This is a genomic window from Jejudonia soesokkakensis (genome assembly GCF_042664795.1).
Taxonomy (GTDB): Bacteria; Bacteroidota; Bacteroidia; order Flavobacteriales; family Flavobacteriaceae; genus Jejudonia; species Jejudonia soesokkakensis.
In genome coordinates this window covers 670,300-691,310 of record NZ_JBHTBN010000001.1, presented here as the reverse complement: position 1 = coordinate 691,310, position 21,011 = coordinate 670,300, and the positions used below count along the sequence as shown (strand labels likewise).

At 36.7% G+C, this 21,011-nt stretch carries 24 protein-coding genes; 12 read left to right on the top strand and 12 right to left on the bottom strand.

The window, feature by feature from the left end:
* The first annotated feature begins 116 nt into the window (after nucleotides 1–116).
* Complete coding sequence (locus ACFQO1_RS03150; protein ID WP_380216518.1) at nucleotides 117–674, top strand: inorganic diphosphatase; 558 nt, start codon at nucleotides 117–119, stop codon at nucleotides 672–674.
* 22 nt (nucleotides 675–696) lie between these two features.
* Here ACFQO1_RS03150 and ACFQO1_RS03145 read toward each other — a convergent pair whose 3' ends face one another.
* Nucleotides 697–1,458 carry a hypothetical protein gene (locus ACFQO1_RS03145; protein WP_380216517.1) on the bottom strand — a complete coding sequence of 254 codons (762 nt, stop codon included), beginning with the start codon at nucleotides 1,456–1,458 and terminating at the stop codon, nucleotides 697–699.
* Nucleotides 1,459–1,587: 129 nt separating this feature from the next.
* Here ACFQO1_RS03145 and miaB point away from each other — a divergent pair, with 129 nt between their 5' ends.
* From miaB to groL, 8 genes are all read left to right on the top strand, one after another.
* The gene (gene miaB, locus ACFQO1_RS03140; protein WP_380216516.1) at nucleotides 1,588–3,018 is read left to right on the top strand and encodes a tRNA (N6-isopentenyl adenosine(37)-C2)-methylthiotransferase MiaB; all 1,431 of its coding nucleotides are present in this window, start codon (nucleotides 1,588–1,590) and stop codon (nucleotides 3,016–3,018) included.
* A 28-nt stretch (nucleotides 3,019–3,046) separates the two neighbouring features.
* The gene (locus tag ACFQO1_RS03135) at nucleotides 3,047–3,901 is read left to right on the top strand and encodes a hypothetical protein (protein ID WP_380216515.1); all 855 of its coding nucleotides are present in this window, start codon (nucleotides 3,047–3,049) and stop codon (nucleotides 3,899–3,901) included.
* 147 nt (nucleotides 3,902–4,048) lie between these two features.
* On the top strand, nucleotides 4,049–5,323 hold the full coding sequence (locus ACFQO1_RS03130) for a sigma-54 interaction domain-containing protein (RefSeq protein ID WP_380216514.1): 1,275 nt from the start codon (nucleotides 4,049–4,051) through the stop codon (nucleotides 5,321–5,323).
* A 32-nt stretch (nucleotides 5,324–5,355) separates the two neighbouring features.
* Nucleotides 5,356–5,862 (top strand): LptE family protein, encoded by a 507-nt coding sequence (locus ACFQO1_RS03125; RefSeq protein WP_380216513.1) that lies wholly within the window; start codon nucleotides 5,356–5,358, stop codon nucleotides 5,860–5,862.
* A gap of 5 nt (nucleotides 5,863–5,867) precedes the next feature.
* On the top strand, nucleotides 5,868–6,770 hold the full coding sequence (locus ACFQO1_RS03120; protein WP_380216512.1) for a hypothetical protein: 903 nt from the start codon (nucleotides 5,868–5,870) through the stop codon (nucleotides 6,768–6,770).
* Nucleotides 6,770–7,111, top strand: coding sequence for a preprotein translocase subunit SecG (gene secG / locus ACFQO1_RS03115; RefSeq protein WP_380216511.1), 342 nt, complete (start codon nucleotides 6,770–6,772; stop codon nucleotides 7,109–7,111). The genes ACFQO1_RS03120 and secG overlap by 1 nt, the downstream gene beginning before the upstream one ends.
* Before the next feature lie 171 nt (nucleotides 7,112–7,282).
* Nucleotides 7,283–7,558, top strand: a complete 276-nt coding sequence (locus tag ACFQO1_RS03110; RefSeq protein WP_380216800.1) for a co-chaperone GroES — start codon at nucleotides 7,283–7,285, stop codon at nucleotides 7,556–7,558.
* A 76-nt stretch (nucleotides 7,559–7,634) separates the two neighbouring features.
* Entirely contained in the window at nucleotides 7,635–9,266 is a 1,632-nt protein-coding gene (gene groL, locus ACFQO1_RS03105; protein ID WP_380216510.1) for a chaperonin GroEL, read from the top strand.
* A 115-nt stretch (nucleotides 9,267–9,381) separates the two neighbouring features.
* On the opposite strand, the gene ACFQO1_RS03100 is transcribed toward groL, so the two are convergent.
* The 10 genes from ACFQO1_RS03100 to xrtF form a co-directional block, all read right to left on the bottom strand.
* A complete protein-coding gene (locus ACFQO1_RS03100; protein ID WP_380216509.1) occupies nucleotides 9,382–9,639 on the bottom strand; it encodes a hypothetical protein in 258 nt (85 codons plus the stop codon).
* Nucleotides 9,640–9,914: 275 nt separating this feature from the next.
* Nucleotides 9,915–10,637, bottom strand: a complete 723-nt coding sequence (locus ACFQO1_RS03095; protein ID WP_380216508.1) for a heavy-metal-associated domain-containing protein — start codon at nucleotides 10,635–10,637, stop codon at nucleotides 9,915–9,917.
* The gene (locus ACFQO1_RS03090) at nucleotides 10,634–11,857 is read right to left on the bottom strand and encodes a permease (protein ID WP_380216507.1); all 1,224 of its coding nucleotides are present in this window, start codon (nucleotides 11,855–11,857) and stop codon (nucleotides 10,634–10,636) included. Before ACFQO1_RS03090 ends, ACFQO1_RS03095 begins: the two co-directional genes overlap by 4 nt.
* A gap of 25 nt (nucleotides 11,858–11,882) precedes the next feature.
* Nucleotides 11,883–12,743 (bottom strand): NHL repeat-containing protein, encoded by an 861-nt coding sequence (locus tag ACFQO1_RS03085; RefSeq protein WP_380216506.1) that lies wholly within the window; start codon nucleotides 12,741–12,743, stop codon nucleotides 11,883–11,885.
* 60 nt (nucleotides 12,744–12,803) lie between these two features.
* On the bottom strand, nucleotides 12,804–13,427 hold the full coding sequence (locus tag ACFQO1_RS03080) for a heavy-metal-associated domain-containing protein (RefSeq protein WP_380216505.1): 624 nt from the start codon (nucleotides 13,425–13,427) through the stop codon (nucleotides 12,804–12,806).
* A gap of 18 nt (nucleotides 13,428–13,445) precedes the next feature.
* Nucleotides 13,446–14,228, bottom strand: coding sequence for a hypothetical protein (locus ACFQO1_RS03075; protein WP_380216504.1), 783 nt, complete (start codon nucleotides 14,226–14,228; stop codon nucleotides 13,446–13,448).
* Between the two features lie 84 nt (nucleotides 14,229–14,312).
* The gene (locus ACFQO1_RS03070; RefSeq protein WP_380216503.1) at nucleotides 14,313–14,720 is read right to left on the bottom strand and encodes an HYC_CC_PP family protein; all 408 of its coding nucleotides are present in this window, start codon (nucleotides 14,718–14,720) and stop codon (nucleotides 14,313–14,315) included.
* A gap of 49 nt (nucleotides 14,721–14,769) precedes the next feature.
* Nucleotides 14,770–15,312: a DUF3347 domain-containing protein gene (locus ACFQO1_RS03065; protein ID WP_380216502.1), complete on the bottom strand. Its 543-nt coding sequence runs from the start codon at nucleotides 15,310–15,312 to the stop codon at nucleotides 14,770–14,772.
* 48 nt (nucleotides 15,313–15,360) lie between these two features.
* The gene (locus ACFQO1_RS03060; RefSeq protein WP_417448710.1) at nucleotides 15,361–15,786 is read right to left on the bottom strand and encodes an exosortase F system-associated membrane protein; all 426 of its coding nucleotides are present in this window, start codon (nucleotides 15,784–15,786) and stop codon (nucleotides 15,361–15,363) included.
* Complete coding sequence (xrtF, locus tag ACFQO1_RS03055) at nucleotides 15,779–16,324, bottom strand: exosortase family protein XrtF (protein WP_380216500.1); 546 nt, start codon at nucleotides 16,322–16,324, stop codon at nucleotides 15,779–15,781. The genes ACFQO1_RS03060 and xrtF overlap by 8 nt, the downstream gene beginning before the upstream one ends.
* Before the next feature lie 91 nt (nucleotides 16,325–16,415).
* Here xrtF and ACFQO1_RS03050 point away from each other — a divergent pair, with 91 nt between their 5' ends.
* Nucleotides 16,416–16,871, top strand: coding sequence for a GAF domain-containing protein (locus ACFQO1_RS03050; RefSeq protein WP_380216499.1), 456 nt, complete (start codon nucleotides 16,416–16,418; stop codon nucleotides 16,869–16,871).
* A gap of 105 nt (nucleotides 16,872–16,976) precedes the next feature.
* On the opposite strand, the gene ACFQO1_RS03045 is transcribed toward ACFQO1_RS03050, so the two are convergent.
* Nucleotides 16,977–18,233, bottom strand: coding sequence for an ABC transporter permease (locus tag ACFQO1_RS03045; protein ID WP_380216498.1), 1,257 nt, complete (start codon nucleotides 18,231–18,233; stop codon nucleotides 16,977–16,979).
* A gap of 144 nt (nucleotides 18,234–18,377) precedes the next feature.
* Between ACFQO1_RS03045 and purH the strand changes: the two genes are divergently transcribed.
* Both purH and ACFQO1_RS03035 read left to right on the top strand, forming a co-directional pair.
* Nucleotides 18,378–19,910 carry a bifunctional phosphoribosylaminoimidazolecarboxamide formyltransferase/IMP cyclohydrolase gene (purH, locus tag ACFQO1_RS03040; RefSeq protein WP_380216497.1) on the top strand — a complete coding sequence of 511 codons (1,533 nt, stop codon included), beginning with the start codon at nucleotides 18,378–18,380 and terminating at the stop codon, nucleotides 19,908–19,910.
* A gap of 65 nt (nucleotides 19,911–19,975) precedes the next feature.
* Nucleotides 19,976–21,004 carry a rod shape-determining protein gene (locus ACFQO1_RS03035; protein WP_380216496.1) on the top strand — a complete coding sequence of 343 codons (1,029 nt, stop codon included), beginning with the start codon at nucleotides 19,976–19,978 and terminating at the stop codon, nucleotides 21,002–21,004.
* The last annotated feature ends 7 nt before the right edge of the window (nucleotides 21,005–21,011 follow it).

The window sequence follows — 21,011 nt, the reverse complement described above, 5'->3', positions numbered from 1 at the left end:
TTGAATTAACATATAATACAGGTATAATCACGACCTTGTCACGTCAATTTAAACTCATGTATTTCAGAATTTTTATTTTATTATCCTTAGTCTTTAGTATGACTTCGTGCCATAAATTGCAAAAAAACTATTTATATGAACCTACTTTTGTCACTTCGGAAACTATAAATGTAGTGATTGAAATTCCTGCAGGCACCAACAAAAAAATAGAATATCACAAAACGTCCAAACAATTTTTGGTTGATAAAATGGAAGGAGTGGACAGAATTAAACCGTATTTACCCTATCCTGCCAACTACGGATTTGTACCTAGCACCTTAAGCGATCCCGCTATTGGCGGTGACGGCGACCCTATAGATGTGATGCTTATTGCTGAAACACTACCTTCAGGAACTATAATAGAAGCGATTCCTGTGGCGATGCTTCGGTTGGTGGATGAAGGTGAAACCGACGATAAAGTAATTTGCATTCCTGCTAATAAAAAACTGAGAACGGTAGATGCCAGTAGTCTTGCCGAAATGAATACGAAATATCCAAAAGCACTGGAAATTATTCGGCTATGGTTTGAATTTAATGATGCTGAGGAAAGCATTGCAGTAAAAGGCTATGTAGATGCTTCCGAAGCGATACAAGAAATTAAAATCTGCCAGAAAGCCTTTCAGATTAAAAATTAATTTCTTTCAACGTAGCGATCTTCTATATTTCTTCTAGTTGAAGTGCATCATCAAATCCTATCGTATCCTTATAGACATAATACATGGGGATATGCACAAAATAGGCAGTCACAAAAATTCCGACGAAACAGGCAATAATTCCAACCTGTGCGATTAGCGAAGAGATAATTGCCAACCCAAAAATAATGAGCCAAAATCTGTTTCCTAACTTGAATGAAGCTTTTATAATGTCACTTACTGAACGTTTTTTATTAAACGCAAAAATTGGGGTGATTAATTGTAAGGGAACCATCACATAAAAAATTGGCAGATAGCAAAGTAATAATGCAAGAAGTGAAATTCCCATCATGGCTAAACTTAAGAGGAAGATCTTTCCGAAGTTACCCTTTAGGTAGACAAAATAACCTCCCGGATTTTGTGGAGCTCCTGTATCGTATTTCTTTAATACCTGATAAAAATGAGAAGCGACTCCAATCCCAATAACTTGCATAAAGATTGAAAAGAGCAAGATTAAAAAAGCATACCCTACCATCATACCTACAGAAAAATCTAAAGAAGGTTCATAATAGCCTCCGTTTACAGACGCCTGTATCATTTCAATATACATAGGCATTAAAGGGGCATAGATAAGGAGTATGAACGGAATCGCAATAGCCAGCGAAATAAGACCATGGAATAAACATTCTTTCCACGTCAACTTAAAAAGGTCAAAACTTTTTGATAATATATTCTCAAAATTGGGTTTGGGAGCATTTTCTATTTTCTGAAAGATATCATGTTCCATGATTTGGTTGTTTTTATGTTCAACAAATTTAAGAAAAACATTTCTGACACTTTGTCATAATTTTCAATTTGTTTGTATCTTTGTCCTCCTTTAAAATTGAAGGCATATTAATTGACGAAGGTACTCAGGATGGAGAAAACAATTGACGAGAACATACAGGGCACAACGCTAGAACTGGATTCAAAAAAGCAAAACACTAAAAAGCTCTATATGGAGAGTTATGGCTGCGCTATGAATTTTAGTGATAGCGAGATCGTTGCTTCTATTTTAACCAAGCAAGGCTATAACACGACCAACAAGCTGGAAGATGCCGATCTTGTTCTTGTGAATACTTGCTCTATACGCGATAAAGCAGAACAAACCGTTCGCAAACGTCTTGAAAAATACAATGCAGTAAAACGCGATCTCAATCCGAATATGAAAGTCGGGGTTTTAGGTTGTATGGCAGAGCGTCTTAAAAGTAAGTTTCTGGAAGAAGAAAAAATAGTAGACATGGTCGTAGGACCCGATGCTTATAAAGATTTGCCCAATCTTTTAAAAGAAGTAGAGGCCGGACGAGATGCTGTCAATGTCGTCTTATCTAAAGATGAAACTTATGGTGATATTTCACCCGTTCGCTTAGACAGTAATGGCGTGACTGCACTTGTAAGTATCACCCGTGGTTGCGATAATATGTGTACGTTTTGTGTCGTTCCTTTTACCAGAGGTCGGGAACGTAGCCGAGATCCGCAGAGTATTTTAAAAGAAATTCAAGATCTGGCTGAAAAAGGGTACAAAGAAATTACCCTTTTGGGTCAAAACGTAGATAGTTATCTATGGTATGGCGGCGGACTTAAAAAAGATTTTAAATCTGCTACTGAAATGGAAAAGGCAACCGCTACAGATTTCGCGCAGTTATTAGAACTGGTAGCAAAAGCACAACCCAAGATGCGTATTCGGTTTTCTACCAGCAATCCGCAGGACATGCACGAAGAAGTTTTACACATGGTGGCGAAGTACGATAATATTTGTAACCACATACATTTACCTGTACAGAGTGGAAGTAGCCGAATTCTCAAGGAAATGAACCGTTTACACACACGGGAAGAATACATTACCCTTATTGATAAAATAAGAACCATTATCCCAGAGTGTTCTATTTCGCAGGATATGATTGTTGGATTCCCTACGGAAACAGAAGAAGATCACCAGGATACTTTAAGCTTAATGGAGTACGTAAAGTACAATTTTGGGTATATGTATAAATATTCTGAAAGACCTGGAACGATGGCGGCTCGTAAGCTAGAAGATGATGTGCCTGAAGCAACCAAAAGCAGACGTCTTGCTGAAATAGTGGCTGCACAACGCGCACACGGAGCCGAAAGAACCAAAGCCTTTGTAGGCAAAACAGTTGAAGTGTTGGTGGAACGGGAAAGCAAGAAAAACGAAAACGAATGGAGCGGACGAACCGAGCAAAATATTGTGGCGGTTTTTCCAAAAGGAAATCACAAAATAGGCGACTTTGTAAATGTAAAAATTAAGGATTCCACGAGTGCTACGTTAATTGGAGAGGCGCTATAATATTTTTTGTATCTTAAATAAAAATATCATGAAAAAAACACTACTATTTTTATTTGCAATTTGCTTTGTATTAGGTTGTTCAAGTGATGGCGATGATACTTCTCAAGGAGAATCACTAAACATCAAGAAGTTTACCACTACGTATTTAATCGATAATAATGGAGCCAATTATGATGCGGAAACTACATACCTATTTGACACCTTTGGAAAAATTACTAGCATAAAAAAGATTGAGTTTGATAGAGATTACGAAGAACTTTTAGCTTACACCTATAACAACTCTGGAAAATTATTAACTATTGAAAGAAATTCTAATGATAACTTTTTTTATGAAATGGTTTATGAGTATTCAGATGACAACACTATTGAAACGATTAATTATATAAATAATGATGGAGAAATGCTGCATTTTCTAAATTTCGAATATCAAAATAGTGAAGTTGTTATAAATGAACCTCTTATAAATACAGTTCTAAAATATAACCAACAAAATAAACTAATTGAAAAAGAAAGTATTGCCGAGGGTCATACTTCAATAATTTTCTTCTCAAATATTAACAACAATATCACAAATATTAATTTTAGCAATGACCAGAATTCATATTTTGAAGATGTATTTACATACAATGAGGAGATAAATCCGTTATATCCTATCTATAAAGAACATTTTTTCTCTCTTCCAAGATCACATAACAACCTTTTGGTCTTCAAAGATTTTTTCTCACAAAAAAATTATGTCTCCTATTCAAGAATTTCAGATTCTGGTGAGGTAATCTTTTCGGAAACAAGAACGTTCGAATACAACGAAAATAACCTACCAGTTTCTGGTGAGGTTCGGGTTGATGGAGTTTTATATAGAGAACTTACATACGAATATTATTAGTAGTTAGAAGTGAAAAAGATTCATAAATGATAGGATATTCTTTTGTTCGTTTTCTCTTGCATCCAACGACTGTAGCGAGAGAAATGCATAAAAGAAAATGAGCATTAAAATAATTAAAATGAGATTCCCGCCTTCGCGGGAAATATTATGGAAAGTGTACAAGCAACAAAACAACGATTTGGCATCATAGGAAACGATCCTAAACTCAATCGTGCCGTAGAAAAAGCGATTCAGGTTGCACCTACAGATATTTCTGTATTGGTGACGGGTGAAAGTGGTGTGGGAAAGGAAAGTATCCCAAAAATTATTCATGCGTTATCACACAGAAAACATGGCAAATATATCGCTGTAAACTGTGGAGCCATCCCAGAAGGAACTATCGACAGTGAACTTTTTGGACATGAAAAAGGAGCTTTTACTGGTGCGACAGCTACACGGAGCGGTTACTTTGAGGTAGCCGACGGCGGAACCATTTTCTTAGATGAAGTAGGTGAATTACCGCTCGCTACTCAGGTGCGTTTATTACGTGTATTGGAAAGCGGTGAATTTTTAAAGGTAGGATCTTCAAAGCTTCAAAAAACAGATGTTCGTATTGTAGCAGCCACCAATGTAAAAATGGCCGAGGCCATTCAGAAGGATAAATTTAGAGAGGATTTATACTATCGTTTAAGCACCGTAGAAATCGGATTGCCGCCATTGCGTGAGCGAAGTGAGGACATACATTTGCTTTTTAGAAAGTTTGCTTCAGATTTTGCACAAAAATATAAGATGCCCACCGTTAGACTGGATGATGATGCGGTGAGCCTTTTGCTTCAGTATCGCTGGGGCGGAAACATTCGTCAGTTACGAAATATTGCCGAACAGATTTCAGTATTGGAAACCAATAGAGAAATTAGCTATCAGACCCTACGGCACTACCTTCAAGATGTAGGAAGCACGCTACCTGCTGTCATTGGTAATAAGAAAAGTGAAAGTGATTTTAGCAGTGAACGTGAAATTTTATACAAAGTATTGTTTGATATGCAGCGCGATGTAAATGACCTTAAAAAGTTGACTCTAGAGTTGATGAACAACGGTACCGGAAGTAAAGTGAGAGAAGAAAACTCTACGCTTATCAAAAAAATATATTCAGAATCTCACGATCATGAAGAAGAACTAGCGCAATATGTAGAAGATGAACTTACTCCTAAACAGGAAGATGTAGAAGTACTAAATATTCCTGAGAAAACTTCCGAAGCAAATAGTCGCTACGATTTTGCCGAAGAAATTGAAGAGGAAGAAAACTTATCTTTACAGCAAAAAGAACTCGAGCTCATTAAAAAATCGCTCGAAAAATACAATGGGAAACGCAAAGATGCCGCAGATGAGTTAGGCATAAGTGAGCGCACCTTGTACCGAAAGATAAAACAATATAATTTGTAGTTTTACCACTATATAAATTCCTGAAAAAAGTCTTGAAAAATCTAAAACTTATTGCTATCCTTTTATTACTTATGGTAACATTACAGGGATGTAAATTTTATTCCTTTACAGGAGCCGATATAGGAACAGCAAAGACGTTTCAGGTCAATTTATTTGAGAATAATGCGCCCATCGTAGAACCGGGGATTGCACGGGACTTCACGCAGAATTTACAGGACCTTATTGTAAATCAGACGAGTTTAGACCTAGTAACCAACTCTGGTGACCTTGTTTATGAAGGTGAAATTACGCAGTATTATATTTCACCAATCACTGCAACTTCCAACAATACGGCTGCCCAAAACAGACTCACCATTGCTATTGCAGTTCGATTTTTTAATAATACAGATTCGGAAAAGGATTTTGAACAAAGCTTCTCCTTCTATTTTGATTATCCGGCAGCTCAGCAACTAACAGGCTCCAGTCTTGACAGCGCCATCGCTGTTATTTTTGAACGAATTACTCAGGATATTTTCAACAAATCTCTCGCAAACTGGTAGCTACTGTGAATACAGAAAAATATACATATCTGCTTTCAAAATCACAACCTTTATTACAGGAAGAGCTACAAGCATTGTCTGAAATTGTAGTAAAATATCCCTACTTTCAAAGTGCACGCGCCCTACAATTAAAAGCTTTGAAAAAGCAACAAAGTTTTTTATACAATGATGCTTTAAAAGTAACGGCAGCACACACTACCGATCGTAATATTCTTTTTGAATATATCACTTCGGAAAACTTTGCACAGCACCAAATTTCGCAGGCAATTTTGCAACATGATGCTTCTGTAAATGAGTTAACTGTTATTTCTGAAAATATTTCGGAGCAGGTAAGCTTGGAGGTAGACAACCAGATAAAAGCCGAATTGAAAAAAGCAGAATCGATTTTAAATCCGAAACTATTTGAAAGAAAAGTAGCATCGGTTCATGAAATGGTAACACCTACTGAAACTTCTCCCGAAGAAACGTTGGCTCTACACAAACCTTTAGAATTTAAAAAAACAGATACGCATTCGTTTAGTGAGTGGCTTCAGTTAAGCAAAGCAACACCTATTGAAAGAGCAGAAAAAACCGAAGCATTTTCCGAAGAAGAAAATACCCCTTCGGCAAGAGAAGAGAAGTTTCATATCATTGAAAAGTTTATTGAAAGCGGGTCAAAAATTAGTCCGCCACGAGATTCTTTTCAGAAAAAATCTTCAGAAACAAAAAAAATTGACCTGTCGGAGCCTTACACACAAACTTCAGACTCCTTGATGACAGAGACTTTAGCGAAGGTGTATGTCCAACAAAAGAAGTTTGAAAAGGCAATTACTGCCTATAAAATTTTAATTTTGAAAAATCCCGAAAAAAGTGGTTTCTTTGCAGACCAAATTCGGGCAATAAAAAAATTGACAAATACAGAAGAATAATGAGCACGTTTACAATCTTTATAGTTTTAATCATTTTCGTAGCATTTTTGCTGGTAGTAGTAATCATGGTACAAAATCCAAAAGGTGGCGGATTGTCATCTTCGTTCGGTGGTGGAGGAACCCAGCAATTAGGAGGTGTTAAAAAGACAACCGATTTCCTTGACAAAAGTACTTGGACGTTAGCAACTGTGCTTTTGGTATTGATTTTAGCGAGTAATATTCCAATTATGGGAAATACTGCTACAGGCGATGATCTTTTTGAAGGTGATAGTATTGAAAATGCAATCCCTCCAGCAGACAATAATGTTTCTACAGATAATTCGGTAGAAGGCGGAGAGTAATCACTCTAAGAAAAAAAATTTAAAATGCCAGCTTGTCACAAGCTGGCATTTTTTGTTTCAATTTGTCAGTTATATAGCACTGGCATACTTTCTGCCTACTATACTTCAGAAATTAAAAACAAACGTTTAACCGATATTCCGTTTTTACGGAACTTAAAAATTAATAATAGTATGGCTTTAAAGATTCAATTATTGTCAGACAGAGTACTAGTAGAACCTCAGCCAGCAGAGACCAAAACTGCTTCTGGACTATATGTTCCCGACTCTGCAAAAGAGAAACCCCAACAAGGCAAAGTAGCCTCGGTTGGAAATGGCAAAAAAGACCACAAAATGACTGTGAAAGTAGGTGACACTGTTCTCTACGGAAAGTATTCTGGAAGCGAATTAAAGTATGAAGGTAAAGATTACCTCATCATGCGGGAAGATGATATACTCGCAATCATATAAATAATTTTAGAAAATTAAAATAACCGCTTAAAGCATAAGGCATAGAACCTATAGCTTTTTGCACAAAGAAAAAATTATGGCAAAAGATATAAAATTTGATGTAGAAGCACGTGACGCGATCAAGCGTGGTGTAGACGCATTGGCAAACGCAGTAAAAGTAACCTTAGGGCCTAAGGGACGAAATGTAATTATTAGTAAAAGTTTTGGAGCACCACAAGTAACTAAAGATGGAGTTTCGGTAGCAAAAGAGATCGAACTGGAAGATGCGCTGGAAAACATGGGTGCTCAAATGGTAAAAGAGGTTGCTAGCAAAACCAATGACCTTGCTGGTGATGGAACCACAACAGCGACTGTATTAGCACAGGCAATCGTAAAAGAAGGCTTAAAGAATGTTGCTGCAGGTGCAAATCCTATGGATTTAAAAAGAGGCATTGATAAAGCCGTGGAGGCGATTGTCAAAGATCTAGAGAAACAATCTACTAAGGTTGGAAATTCTTCAGATAAGATAAAACAAGTTGCGTCTATTTCTGCAAATAATGATGAGCAAATTGGTGATCTAATTGCTAAAGCTTTTGGAAAAGTAGGAAAAGAGGGTGTGATTACTGTTGAAGAAGCCAAAGGAACAGATACGTATGTAGATGTGGTAGAAGGAATGCAGTTTGACAGAGGATATTTATCTCCATACTTCGTTACAGACAGTGAAAAAATGCAAACTGAACTGGAGAATCCAATGATCATGCTATATGACAAAAAGATTTCTTCTATGAAAGATTTAATGCCTATCCTGGAGCCTGTAGCGCAACAAGGAAAGTCGCTTTTAATTATTGCAGAAGATGTTGACGGAGAAGCACTAGCTACTTTGGTGGTTAATAAACTTCGTGGATCTTTAAAAATTGCTGCGGTAAAAGCACCAGGATTTGGTGACCGAAGAAAAGCAATGTTAGAAGATATTGCGATCTTAACGGGTGGTACTGTTATTTCTGAAGAGAGAGGATTTACTCTTGAAAATGCAACAGTTGATATGTTAGGTACTGCAGAAACAGTAACCATCGATAAGGACAACACTACTATTGTAAATGGTGCTGGTGATAAAAACAACATTAAAACTCGAGTGGGACAGATCAAAGCACAGATTGAATCTACGACAAGTGATTATGACAAGGAAAAACTACAGGAACGTCTGGCGAAATTAGCTGGAGGTGTTGCAGTTTTGTATGTGGGAGCTGCTAGTGAAGTTGAAATGAAAGAAAAGAAAGATCGTGTAGATGATGCATTACATGCAACCCGTGCTGCGGTAGAAGAAGGTATTGTTGCTGGTGGTGGCGTGGCCTTTGTAAGAGCTCAAAAAGTACTTGAAAAGCTAACATCAGACACTATGGATGAAACCACCGGAATACAGATTGTGTCCAAAGCAATTGAAGCTCCATTAAGAACCATCGTAGAAAATGCAGGGGGTGAAGGATCTGTGGTGATCAATAAAGTACAGGAAGGAAAGAAAAACTTTGGGTACGACGCAAAATCTGAAACCTATGTTGATATGCTAAAAACCGGAATTATCGATCCTAAAAAAGTAACTAGAATTGCATTAGAGAATGCAGCTTCTGTGGCTGGAATGATCTTAACGACCGAATGTGCATTGGTAGACATCAAAGAAGATACGCCTGCAATGCCTCCTATGGGCGGCGGCGGAATGCCAGGCATGATGTAATGGCAAATCACCATTGACACCTATTAAAGTAATTCAGTTATAAATTATAAAGCCTTCGTTAGAAACGAAGGCTTTTGCTTTTTTTACTCCCAGCTATCAACCCCCAGCTAAACAATTATTTACGATTCTCAACAAATAATTTGAAGCCAGAAACAGCAACAAGAGTTAAAACTACAGGCCAAATCACAAATAAATCGGTTCTAACTACTGCCTCTCCTCCTTGTGGCTGATATGACAACCATTGTTGCATATAGTATTCCCAGATAATGGCTGCAATTAAAACAACTACTGTGATAATGTATAATAAAATTCTAGGCTTACGTATCATAGTGTAAAAATAAGAAAACCACCTGTTCTTTGGTGGTTTTCTCATTTGGATTCTTCCAATTTACGTAAGTAGCATTTTTAAAGATGCTACTTCAGAAGGTTTATTTCGATAATAAACCTGTCCCAAAACACAAATTACTTCTTCTTAGGAGTAGTCTGTGGAGCCTTCTTAGCAGGAGCTTTCGCTGGTGCTTTTTTTGGTTGAGGCTTGCTGTTTGACTTTATTGCCATAACTATATATTGTTTATTTAAAACAGTATAAATGTATGACGAAAATAAATACGTGATACTCCTTTAGCTATAATTTAACTAAAAAATCTTCTAAAAAATTCCAAGTATCATTAACAATGCCATTCCAATCATAATGGCGTTTTCGATAAAGGTAGCTTCAGTCATTGGAAGGTTTAATGTCGTTCCTAAACAAGCACATTGAATCTTCTTTTTGCTCAACAAGGTCTTCACAACTCCGACGGTGGTTAATCCAAGAAAAATAATAGTTAATGCCAGTGCTATTTCTACTTCAAATCGAGCCAATAACATAATCCCCAATCCTAATTCGATAAAAGGATAGATGATTCCGTAGAGCGAAAATTGACTTGCCAATGGGTCGTACATTTGAAAACTAGCAGCAAAGCCTTTTAGATCGAGAAATTTAAAAAAGCTGAAAACAAAATAAAAAAGCCCCATAAAATCGAGCATGGCTTCAGCAACATTTCTGTCTTCATTATGTAACAAAATAGTCGCAGCGACCAAATATGCAAAAATTAAAAATAACGGAAATAATTGCTTGATCTTTGACTTCCCTTCTGAAGCTTTTGAACTTTTAAACACGTTCTGCTCTTTCTTTTCTGAAAGTGTGTATTTTTCGGGTAATGCTTTCTTCAATGTTTCCGCAGAGATATGAGAAGTCATCGTAATAGTTACCTCCCCTTTATCCAGATCTACAATAGCGTTTTGGACAGCATCAACTGCATTTAAAGCACTCTCTACTGACGCTATGCAATTAGTACAGGTCATTCCTGTAACATTATATGTATGTTTCATAAAAGATATTTAATCGTAATGCCACCTGCAAGCCATATATAGCAGACGAAAGCAGCATATTTCATTAGTTTCTCAAGCCAGGGACTTTTGGGAGCCATAGCACCCATATGGTGCTTTACTTCCTTCTTTTTTACGAATCCAAGATATACTAAATACCCTGACAATAGTAAGAATAATACATTTAGATAAAATCCATAGTTAATGGTAAAAAATTCAGTATCCATAATATTTACCTGAGAAGCTTCTGGCAGCATACTAAAAAAATCAAGACCATAATGTAATAAAAGCGAAGCTCCTACTAGGGAAGTGAACAAAAGAAAAAGTATAAACAATGACATTTTCCATCCATAGTAACGCGCATTGATGCGTAAAACCGGAAACACGACTAGATCGCTAAAAATAAATGCCATCACTCCAGCAAAACTAACTCCTTTACCAAATAAAATGGCAGCCAGAGGAATGTTACCCATAGAACCTATAAAGGTCATAAATGCGGCAACAGGCCCTACCAACACATGCTCTAAAACTTCAAGAAAAGAAAATTGGGTACTTCCCTGACCACTATTAATAAACAGGGTCCTAAAAAAACTATCGGGAACAAAAGCTGCAACAATCCCTGCGATGGTAAATCCAACGGTTACGTCTTTCCAGACCATACCCCATTCCATTTTGTATTGCTTGGCAACCTTAGCCCATCCTTTTTCTGAAGTAATTTTCTTTTTCCAAGAACGATCTGAATCCATTGTTTCCTTGTCCTCATCTTTCAGATTTTTGCGCGCCTTTTCTATTAATTTTTTAGGGTTTATGATTCGAATTAGTAGCCATGTGATTAAAATTAATAGAACTCCGCCCACATATTCTCCCACAACAAACTGCCATCCCAGAAAAATAGAAATAATAATTCCCAGCTCAACAACAAGGTTTGTAGAAGCTAATAAAAATGCCATGGAAGAAACAAAATTAGCTCCTTTTTTAAATAATGATTTTGTGGAAGCAAGTGCTGCAAAACTGCACGAACTACTTATAAACCCAAAAAAGGCACCCAACAAAACACCTTTCCCTTCATTTTTACCCATGGTTTCCTGCATGGTTTTTTCGGTTATAAAAACTTGTATCATGCTACTTATAATATAGCCAAGTATAAATGCCCAAAGTGCCATCCAGAAGAATCCGATGGATGTATAAGCAGCTTCTCCCCATTGTCGTAAGAAAGAATTCATAGGTGTTTTATTAATATTCTACATATTAATGCTCATGATCCTCATGCGAATGAGCTTCTTCATTCATAGCTGCTCCTGTTTTCCATTCAAAAACATTTAGTTCACTGGTACGATAGTTGGCCACATATAATTTGCTGTCGATCAAAATTAGATCGGTAGGCTTAGCGATATGCTCTTTGATTTCCTGCAAAAGAGTTCCTTCATGATCAAATACCAAAACTCTATCATTTTCAAAGTCGGTTACAAAGAGTGCTGTTTCAGAAACAAAAATACCAGTAGCGGCATTCATTTTCTGGTCTACTCCTATTACTTTCTGAAAGTTTCCAGATTTATCAAATACCTGAACTCTGTTATTGTAGGCATCGGCTACCCAGATAGCATCCTTTGTAATTTGTACATCGGTTGGATAATAAAAGTCCCCTTCTGCCTTTCCTTCCTTTCCGAAGGAAATCCACTCCAGATTATCTTTTGAATATAGGATCCGGTTGTTATAAAAATCGGCAATAGCCGTTTCCTCTCCAGTTCTCCATATGCCAGCTGGGGCGTCCAGACTGTCTTCAATAGCCATTTCTTTTACGATATTTTCTTTCCATCGTAAAATCACATCATTTCCATACTGCGGAATTGAAATTTCATAGCCATCTGAAGATATATGCATGGGACGATCTAGCGAATCAATGCTCTCCTCTACATTTCCATTTTCGTCAATCCTAACGACACGATTATGATCTCCATCACTTAACCAAATCCCATTTGGGGTATGAGCAATCCCAATGGGATTTACACCTTCTACTAAAATTGTTTTTGAATGTTGCCAGCTTTTAGGTTCCTCTTTACAAGAAAAAAGCATGAGCGTAGTTGCTATAAAAAGTATGGTATATTTCATCTTTATATTTGTTAAAGAATAGCTTCGACTGTATCGCCGAAGCTATTCTTATTTTAAAATTTATTGATTTACTCGTTCGTACTGGCAGCAGCCTGGCAATCCATCGTAAGTGCTTGCAGCAGTTTTCATGTTTTTAGAATCATGACCTACGGCTACAACTGCTTTTTCCACTTCCTTTACAGAAGTTGTCGCAGGATCGTAGGATATTTTTAGCATCTTAGTGTCTTTATCCCAAGAAGCAGCTCCTACGCCAGTAACTCCTTTTGCTGTTTTCACGATACGTGCTTCACACATACCACAGTTTCCAAAAATGTATAGTTCATCATTCTTCATTTTGGAGGGATCCATTGCTATGGCATTCGAAGTTCCCGAAGTTTCAACCGAACCATCTGCTCTGGTAATTTTAGTGGTTATAGGTGTATATCCTGCCTTTTCTACTTTTGCTTCCACATCTTCTATACTCAAGGCTTTATCACTTGGATATTCGAATGAGAAGTCACCTCCTTCGATCTCGATCTTTACTTTTTTGATTCCTTTAAATTCTTTGAATCGTTTTTCTAAACCATACGCACAAAAAGGGCAACCAAGACCATCTACTTGAATTTCATACGTATCCATTTGAGCGTTCATTCCAGTAATACTGAAAAGCGCTATTAACATTGTTATTATTATTGAATTTTTCATTTTTATTTGTTTTAAAGTTTATAATATAAATCGTGTTCCTAAAAACACTGCATAATTAAATTTATCTACGTTTGAAGCATCCTGAACCAAAGGCAATTGCAAGGCTGCTTCCCAAGTCCATTTCCCCTTTGCATATTGTATCCCTTGAGCATATTTTAATACATATTCATCTCGCTCATGTACCCATTCACTGGTGTATTCAAAATATAAATTTAGTTGATTTACCGGATAGGTAGGTTTTAATAATGGGAGTCCAAAACCGAGTTTGTAAACGAACATATCTAAAGTCCCATCAGGAACCCACTGATATCCAATCTCGTTGGAAACTCCTAATTTTAAAGATTCGTAACCGGCGACAACTCCGTAATACCCAGAATAATTACCAGTACTCATTCCTTCAATATCAAGATCCTCACCTGTAGGTAGCGTTTGTAATGTTTTTGCTACCATTCTAAAGGTCTTACCAGTACCATCTTTACGATAGAATTGATACTTTCCGAGAATATTGACATCGCCTAATGTACTTCCACTTCCTCTACCCGATTCGTCTGTAAAATTATAATTTACATATGGCAGGTGTACAGCAACCAATGTATTGGCACTGGGAAGATAGTGAGTCATTAAGGGAGCATTAACAAACGTTCCTTCGTTGGTATTTCTTATTTCGGTAAGGGTTTTAAAAATAAAGGTATTGCCTCCCAACATAATGGGCTTATCACTTGTAATAGGAGGTCCTTGGGCGATTGTAGTTTTAGCAATAAAAAGCATGAAAACCACAACTAATAATTGATATAATTTCATTGAATTAATTTTAATTTGAAAATTGAAAATGTTGCTTGACGCATCAAGCTACTATTCAGAGATAGCTGCTTTCGCAGGTATGAATCAAATTAAAAAAGTTTCATAAAGTACGGGAATATCCTTTATGAGTGGAGGGGGATTATAGTCTGTGTAACTAGTTACTGAAGCATCTTCTGTCAACGAAACGTTTAGTACAAAAACCGAAACAAATGCAGCTACAAAAGGACTATCAAAATTGATATCAAAATGGGCTTTTGCAAAGTTATCGTCGGTAGAAACTTGCGTATATTCATTATCACAACAATCGTGATCTTCGGCATGTTCATCTCCGCAGCTTGTATCTGCTAGAACCATACCACAAGAAAGATGCTCTTCCCCTAAAGTCAATTTTTCTATCATCTTATACTCACCACAATAGTGTTGCGCATAGGCAACGCCACTGCTACTCGCTAAGAGAAAAATTGATAGTAGTATGGAAATGAATTGTTTCACGTCACAAAATTATTCAAAAAGTACGCCAAGTGCGTAAAAAAAATGTTAATTATTTGATCTCAGAGGCAACACGACCGCATTTGAGCATTTTATCACCAAAATACGGATTCCGAATTTCTTTACTCTCACTTAACCAGAACGCACCCGTATTATCAAACGCCATTGGGCAATATTGTTTATAAATGACTCCCTCTGCGATAGCACCTTCTAACATTTTTTCAACTTCGGTGGTTACAATGACAAAAGCACTGCGTTGTACTTCTACATCATTACTTTCTACGATATTTTGAGCTGCTTGAAGGGCAACATCTTCGACTCCAATATTGGCAAATGCGGTCATCAAATTGGAAGCCTCTTTACTTGCCTGAGCGGCATCTGTATTTACAAAAGCTGTTTTTAAAGCTACATACTGAGTAAAAACATCTTTGAGTTTTTCATCGTTAAAATCTGCCGTAATGGCTTCGGAAGTATGCGTTGCAGCAACCTGCTTCGTCTCTACCGTTTTTACTTCTGGCGTTGTTTTTTTATCTTCTTTACAGGCCACTAGTGCAACAAACAAAGTACAAAGACAAAGAATTTTATAGGTTTTCATGTGTTGAAAATTTGAATTTCTAAAAGTGTAAAGATACAGATTTTGCTCCTATTTTTTAAGCTGAAAATAAAAAGCTGGCACTAATATTAGAAGAAATAAGGGTTGAATTAGAAACCTTCGGATGTAGAATAATAGCATATAATTTCCTGCTTCTGAAATTTGCAAACTCACATAGAATGCTAGCATCAAAACAACAAATAAAACCAAATAGAGAACTCCCGAAAGTTTTATAATTTCTTTTTTCTGAAATAATACCCAAATAATTAATAGCGAAATTAACGTATTTAATAAAAACCGAAGTACTGTAAAACCAAGTAGTTTCAGTAAATCAAACGCGGGTAATGCTTTTGTTGCATATTCAGATTTAAAAAAATCAATCAACGGATCATAAAACAACACTTCTTCATACATTCTTATAACTATAAGAAGTAAGAATAAGCCAGCTACTGGAAGTAATTTTTTCACATTAAACATCTTGAGTTGGCTTTAAAATTCGAACCCAGATAATCCAAAGCAGGAAAACCATTCCGTAGATAATAGCTGGAAACAAGACACCATGCAATATATGTTCGTATTCTGGATAGGAATACAGAGCAATTGTTAAAAGAGCAATTCGAATTATGTTGACACTATATATCAATACAGTCCCTGCCAAAATGAACAAAAAAGTCTTTTTAAATTTCTGATAAAAGGATACAACAAAAGCAATAAATAAGATAATAATACTAACGGCATTACAACCTTCAACTACCCTAGCCACAATCGTATCATTAAGATATAATACCATAGCGGGTTCTGTAGCAATTGCTTTAACCCCACCGTCATAACCCAACCCCTGAAGTAATGCTCCACTTTGTTTTGCAACCAGATGCGTAATTAAATCGGGGGAGTAAACACCTTCTTTTGAAAGATCTAAATAGAACCCGTATGCAATAGACAACAGAAAATAGCCTCCAATAAAAATAGCGACAAAGCGAAGTACAGACTTGTATTTATTAAAGAGTTCTTTCAAAAAAGAGAATTAAGACTTTTAACAAAAATACAGGATTTGATTTTGTAACGATTACAAGGTTTTAAAATACTTTTGTTTAAAAATATACCCTATGCCATTTGATAAATTAAAACCCAGAGTTACGACCATACTAGCTAACGATAGAGAGACAGCAGAACAACGAATGACTGAAGTATGTGAGTTGTTACAAACTTCTATTGGATATTACGACTGGGTTGGATTTTATTTTGCGAATGAAGCTGAAAGAACATTGCATCTTAAAGCATTTGCTGGAGAACCTACAGACCATACCGTGATTCCATTTGGTAAAGGGATTTGCGGACAAGTAGCCGAAAGCAATAAAAACTTTGTTGTTGCCGATGTAAAAGCGCAAACAAATTATATTGCCTGCAGCATCTATGTAAAGGCAGAGATTGTCATCCCGTTATTTAAAGACGGAAAAAATATTGGTCAGATAGATATCGATTCTCATACGGCTGATCCTTTTTCTGAAGAAGACGAACGTTTTCTGGAGTGGGTCAACGAGCAGGTCGCAGCAATACTCTAAATAGAGTAAAAGTCATGCTGAAATAATTTTAGCACCTCTAAACTAATTCCCTTTTGATATAACATCTGAAACAGCTTCAGCTTTTCATGTTACGGTTAACAACTCTTACATTCCTGTTCGAATCGCTTCAACCGGGTCTAGTTTTGAAGCCGAAATTGCTGGTAAGATACCAGATATTAAACCGATAGCGGCACTAATAGCTGTCCCTATAAACATATTTTTTGGCGAGAGTACAAACTCAAAATCGCCTGTAAATTGTGATGCGAGCAACGACACAAAAAATACAAGTACCAATCCTATTAATCCTCCAATCACAGCGAGAATAACAGCTTCAAATAAAAACTGAAGCAATATAAATCTATTTTTAGCCCCTAGTGATTTTTGAATACCAATCAAATTAGTTCGCTCTTTTACACTCACAAACATAATATTGGCAATCCCAAAACCTCCAACCAACAACGAAAATCCGCTAATAACCAACCCAATAACATTCATCTGACCTGTGATGTCGTCAATAAAATCGGTTAGTCCTTTTAACTGATTGACAAAAAATGTATCCGTTTCATCTGGCTTGAGACCTCGTGACAAGCGCATTTTTTGTTTTAAAGTCGCAATAAACTCGGCATTATCAACCCCTTTTTCAGGTTTAATAATAATCTGCGGAAAAGTCCCTTTGTTGTTATCTCCAAATATTCTTCGAGCCATATTAACAGGAATCAATACTGCAGTATCCTTTGAGCCTCCAAAAAGCCCCTGCCCTTCTTTTTCAAGAACACCCACCACGGTAAATTTTCTTCCGTAGAGACGCACTCTTTTCCCCATTGCTTGTGCAGGTTGTCCAAATAAATTTTTTGCAATTTCGTCTCCCAAAACTATAACGGGAGTTCCGCTATTAGATTCAGATTCATTAAAAAAGCGCCCTTCCTGAATTTTTAATGCTTCGATATCGTAATACTCGTGGGTAATAGAAGCAACCTCTACATTTGAAACCGACTTATCTTCGTATTTAATATTGTCTTGTGGAACATTTAACGAAAAAGAAGCGGCCTCTAAATTGGGCATTGTTTTCTTTATGTACTGGTATTCTTCATAACTTACATCTGGAAATTGCTGCCACTTCCAACGTGGAATTTCGGTAGGCCCAAAACTAAAACGCATGATAATAATCGTGCTGTTGTCGAGTCCGCTAATACTCCCTTCAATTTCTTTTTTTAAACTATCTACAGCAGCAAGTACTGCAATGATGGAAAAAATACCAATAGTCACTCCTACTAAGGATAGAAATGTACGGAGCTTGTTGTTTTTTAATGCATTTACAGCAAAATTAAAACTTTCCTTTAGTACGCGTAAATAGATTAGCATAGATTGGTTTTAGTTGAATCAATTTTTGTTTTGACAACTTTGGTTTACAATGTTCATAAACATATGACAAGTATGACGCATCGTGCTTTATTATGTTACAAATTTAAGGGTCAAATATGTATTTTTGCACTTTAATTTTCAACCATGAGCAACTCAAAAAAGATTCAGGCAGCATTAATATCCGTATTCCATAAGGATGGATTGGCTCCTATTGTACAAAAATTAGATGCATTAGGCGTCACTATTTATTCCACTGGCGGGACTGAAAAATTCATTAACGACCTTGGCATTAGGGTAATTCCTGTAGAAGATGTAACCGATTATCCATCTATTTTGGGAGGTCGTGTAAAGACATTACATCCTAAGGTTTTTGGCGGCATATTAAACCGCCAAGATAATGAGAGTGATGTACACGAAATGGGACAGTTTAACATTCCGCAGTTGGATTTGGTTATTGTTGATTTGTATCCGTTTGAAAAAACAGTAGCTTCAGGCGCTGAAGAACAGGATATTATTGAGAAAATTGACATTGGAGGAATTTCATTGATACGAGCTGCTGCTAAAAATTTTAAAGACACATTGTGTGTTTCTTCGATGGAAGATTATGGAGAAGTATTGGATTTACTTTCAGAAAAAAATGGCGAAACTACGATTGAAGATCGCAAAAAATTTGCAGCTAGATCATTCAATGTTTCTTCACATTACGATACAGCGATTTTTAACTATTTTAATCACGATCATAGCATTGCAGCTTTAAAAGTTAGTGAAACTAATTGTAAGGTCTTACGATATGGTGAAAATCCGCACCAAAAAGGGTTTTTCTTCGGAAACTTTGACGCAATGTTTGATAAATTACATGGCAAAGAAGTAAGCTATAACAATCTTTTAGATGTCGACGCCGCTGTGAATTTAATGGGAGAATTTACAGGTGAAGCACCTACATTCGCCATCCTTAAACATAACAATGCCTGCGGAATTGCCCAAAGAGATTCTGTACTTGAAGCTTACCATGCAGCGTTGGCTGGCGATCCAGTTTCGGCTTTTGGTGGTATTCTAATTTGTAATACTGAAATAGACCAAGCTACCGCAGAAGAAATACACAAATTGTTCTGTGAGGTGGTTATTGCTCCCTCCTTTTCTGAAACAGCCCTCCAAGTTTTAAAAGGAAAAAAGAACAGGATTTTACTTGTTCAGAAAGAAGCAAAGCTTCCAGACAGCACAGTAAGAACTTGCTTAAATGGAGTACTTGTTCAAGAAAAAGATCATAAAACTGATTCCCTTTCAGAATTAAGCTACGCAACCAACAATAAACCTACAGCTTCAGAGTTAGAAGACCTGTTGTTTGCATCAAAAATTTGTAAGCATACCAAATCAAATACTATCGTTTTGGCAAAAGGCAGACAATTGTGTGCTAGTGGCACCGGACAAACCTCCAGAGTGGATGCATTACGACAAGCAATTGAGAAAGCTACCAGCTTTAAATTTGATTTAGACGGAGCCGTGATGGCAAGTGATGCATTTTTTCCGTTTCCAGACTGTGTAGAGATTGCAGATAATGCTGGAATTAAAGCTGTTATTCAACCTGGCGGATCGATTAAAGATCAGTTAAGTATCGATTATTGCAATGAAAATAATTTAGCCATGGTATTTACAGGTACTAGGCATTTTAAACACTAAAAAATAGTACATTTGTAGGAAGCCACTGTGCTCTACGTTTAATTATAATACCACCAAAATAAATTATGGGATTTTTTGATTTCCTCACAGAAGAAATAGCCATCGATTTAGGGACTGCAAACACTTTGATCATCCATAATGACAAAGTTGTTGTAGACGCTCCTTCTATTGTGGCAAGAGATCGTACTACTGGCAAAATCATTGCTGTAGGTCGCGAAGCTGCCATGATGCAAGGTAAAACCCATGAAAATATTAAGACAATTCGCCCATTAAAAGATGGGGTTATTGCAGATTTTGATGCCAGTGAAAAAATGATAAACATGTTTATCAAAGATATTCCCGCATTAAAAAACAAATGGATCGCTCCTTCGCTACGTATGGTTATTTGTATTCCTAGTGGGATTACAGAAGTAGAAATGCGCGCTGTAAAAGAAAGTGCCGAACGTGTCAACGGGAAAGAGGTATATCTTATTCATGAGCCCATGGCAGCAGCGATTGGTATTGGCGTAGATATCATGCAACCTAAAGGAAATATGGTAGTGGATATTGGTGGTGGTACTACTGAAATTGCTGTAATCGCATTAGGTGGAATTGTATGTGATAAGTCTGTTAAGATCGCAGGAGACGTTTTTACAAATGATATTGTGTATTACATGCGTACCCAGCACAACTTGTATGTAGGTGAGCGTACTGCTGAAAAAATTAAAATTCAGATAGGTGCTGCGACCGAAGACCTTGAACTTCCACCAGATGAAATGGCAGTACAAGGACGTGACCTACTTACAGGAAAACCTAAACAAGTAGAAACTTCCTATCGGGAAATTGCAAAAGCGTTGGACAAGTCTATCCTTCGTATTGAAGATGCCGTAATGGAAACGCTTTCTCAAACTCCGCCAGAATTAGCCGCAGATATCTACAATACCGGAATTTATCTAGCTGGTGGTGGCTCTATGTTACGCGGACTAGACAAACGATTATCTTTAAAAACAGATCTTCCAGTTTATATTGCCGAAGACCCTTTAAGAGCAGTTGTTAGAGGTACAGGAATTTGTTTAAAAAACATCAATAAATACAAAAGCGTATTGATCAAATAAGGCTTAA

What these genes read in the sequence shown, in the direction of transcription:
- ACFQO1_RS03090 (WP_380216507.1), bottom strand. Translation starts at nt 11,857, where the DNA reads ATGAATTCTTTCTTACGACAATGGGGAGAAGCTGCTTATACATCCATC.
- ACFQO1_RS03080 (WP_380216505.1), bottom strand. Translation starts at nt 13,427, where the DNA reads ATGAAAAATTCAATAATAATAACAATGTTAATAGCGCTTTTCAGTATT.
- ACFQO1_RS03075 (WP_380216504.1), bottom strand. Translation starts at nt 14,228, where the DNA reads ATGAAATTATATCAATTATTAGTTGTGGTTTTCATGCTTTTTATTGCT.
- ACFQO1_RS03110 (WP_380216800.1), top strand. Translation starts at nt 7,283, where the DNA reads ATGGCTTTAAAGATTCAATTATTGTCAGACAGAGTACTAGTAGAACCT.
- ACFQO1_RS03095 (WP_380216508.1), bottom strand. Translation starts at nt 10,637, where the DNA reads ATGAAACATACATATAATGTTACAGGAATGACCTGTACTAATTGCATA.
- miaB (WP_380216516.1), top strand. Translation starts at nt 1,588, where the DNA reads ATGGAGAAAACAATTGACGAGAACATACAGGGCACAACGCTAGAACTG.
- secG (WP_380216511.1), top strand. Translation starts at nt 6,770, where the DNA reads ATGAGCACGTTTACAATCTTTATAGTTTTAATCATTTTCGTAGCATTT.
- ACFQO1_RS03065 (WP_380216502.1), bottom strand. Translation starts at nt 15,312, where the DNA reads ATGAAAACCTATAAAATTCTTTGTCTTTGTACTTTGTTTGTTGCACTA.
- ACFQO1_RS03130 (WP_380216514.1), top strand. Translation starts at nt 4,049, where the DNA reads ATGGAAAGTGTACAAGCAACAAAACAACGATTTGGCATCATAGGAAAC.
- purH (WP_380216497.1), top strand. Translation starts at nt 18,378, where the DNA reads ATGAGCAACTCAAAAAAGATTCAGGCAGCATTAATATCCGTATTCCAT.
- ACFQO1_RS03145 (WP_380216517.1), bottom strand. Translation starts at nt 1,458, where the DNA reads ATGGAACATGATATCTTTCAGAAAATAGAAAATGCTCCCAAACCCAAT.
- ACFQO1_RS03100 (WP_380216509.1), bottom strand. Translation starts at nt 9,639, where the DNA reads ATGAGAAAACCACCAAAGAACAGGTGGTTTTCTTATTTTTACACTATG.
- groL (WP_380216510.1), top strand. Translation starts at nt 7,635, where the DNA reads ATGGCAAAAGATATAAAATTTGATGTAGAAGCACGTGACGCGATCAAG.
- ACFQO1_RS03135 (WP_380216515.1), top strand. Translation starts at nt 3,047, where the DNA reads ATGAAAAAAACACTACTATTTTTATTTGCAATTTGCTTTGTATTAGGT.
- ACFQO1_RS03050 (WP_380216499.1), top strand. Translation starts at nt 16,416, where the DNA reads ATGCCATTTGATAAATTAAAACCCAGAGTTACGACCATACTAGCTAAC.
- ACFQO1_RS03060 (WP_417448710.1), bottom strand. Translation starts at nt 15,786, where the DNA reads ATGTTTAATGTGAAAAAATTACTTCCAGTAGCTGGCTTATTCTTACTT.
- ACFQO1_RS03085 (WP_380216506.1), bottom strand. Translation starts at nt 12,743, where the DNA reads ATGAAATATACCATACTTTTTATAGCAACTACGCTCATGCTTTTTTCT.
- ACFQO1_RS03035 (WP_380216496.1), top strand. Translation starts at nt 19,976, where the DNA reads ATGGGATTTTTTGATTTCCTCACAGAAGAAATAGCCATCGATTTAGGG.
- ACFQO1_RS03045 (WP_380216498.1), bottom strand. Translation starts at nt 18,233, where the DNA reads ATGCTAATCTATTTACGCGTACTAAAGGAAAGTTTTAATTTTGCTGTA.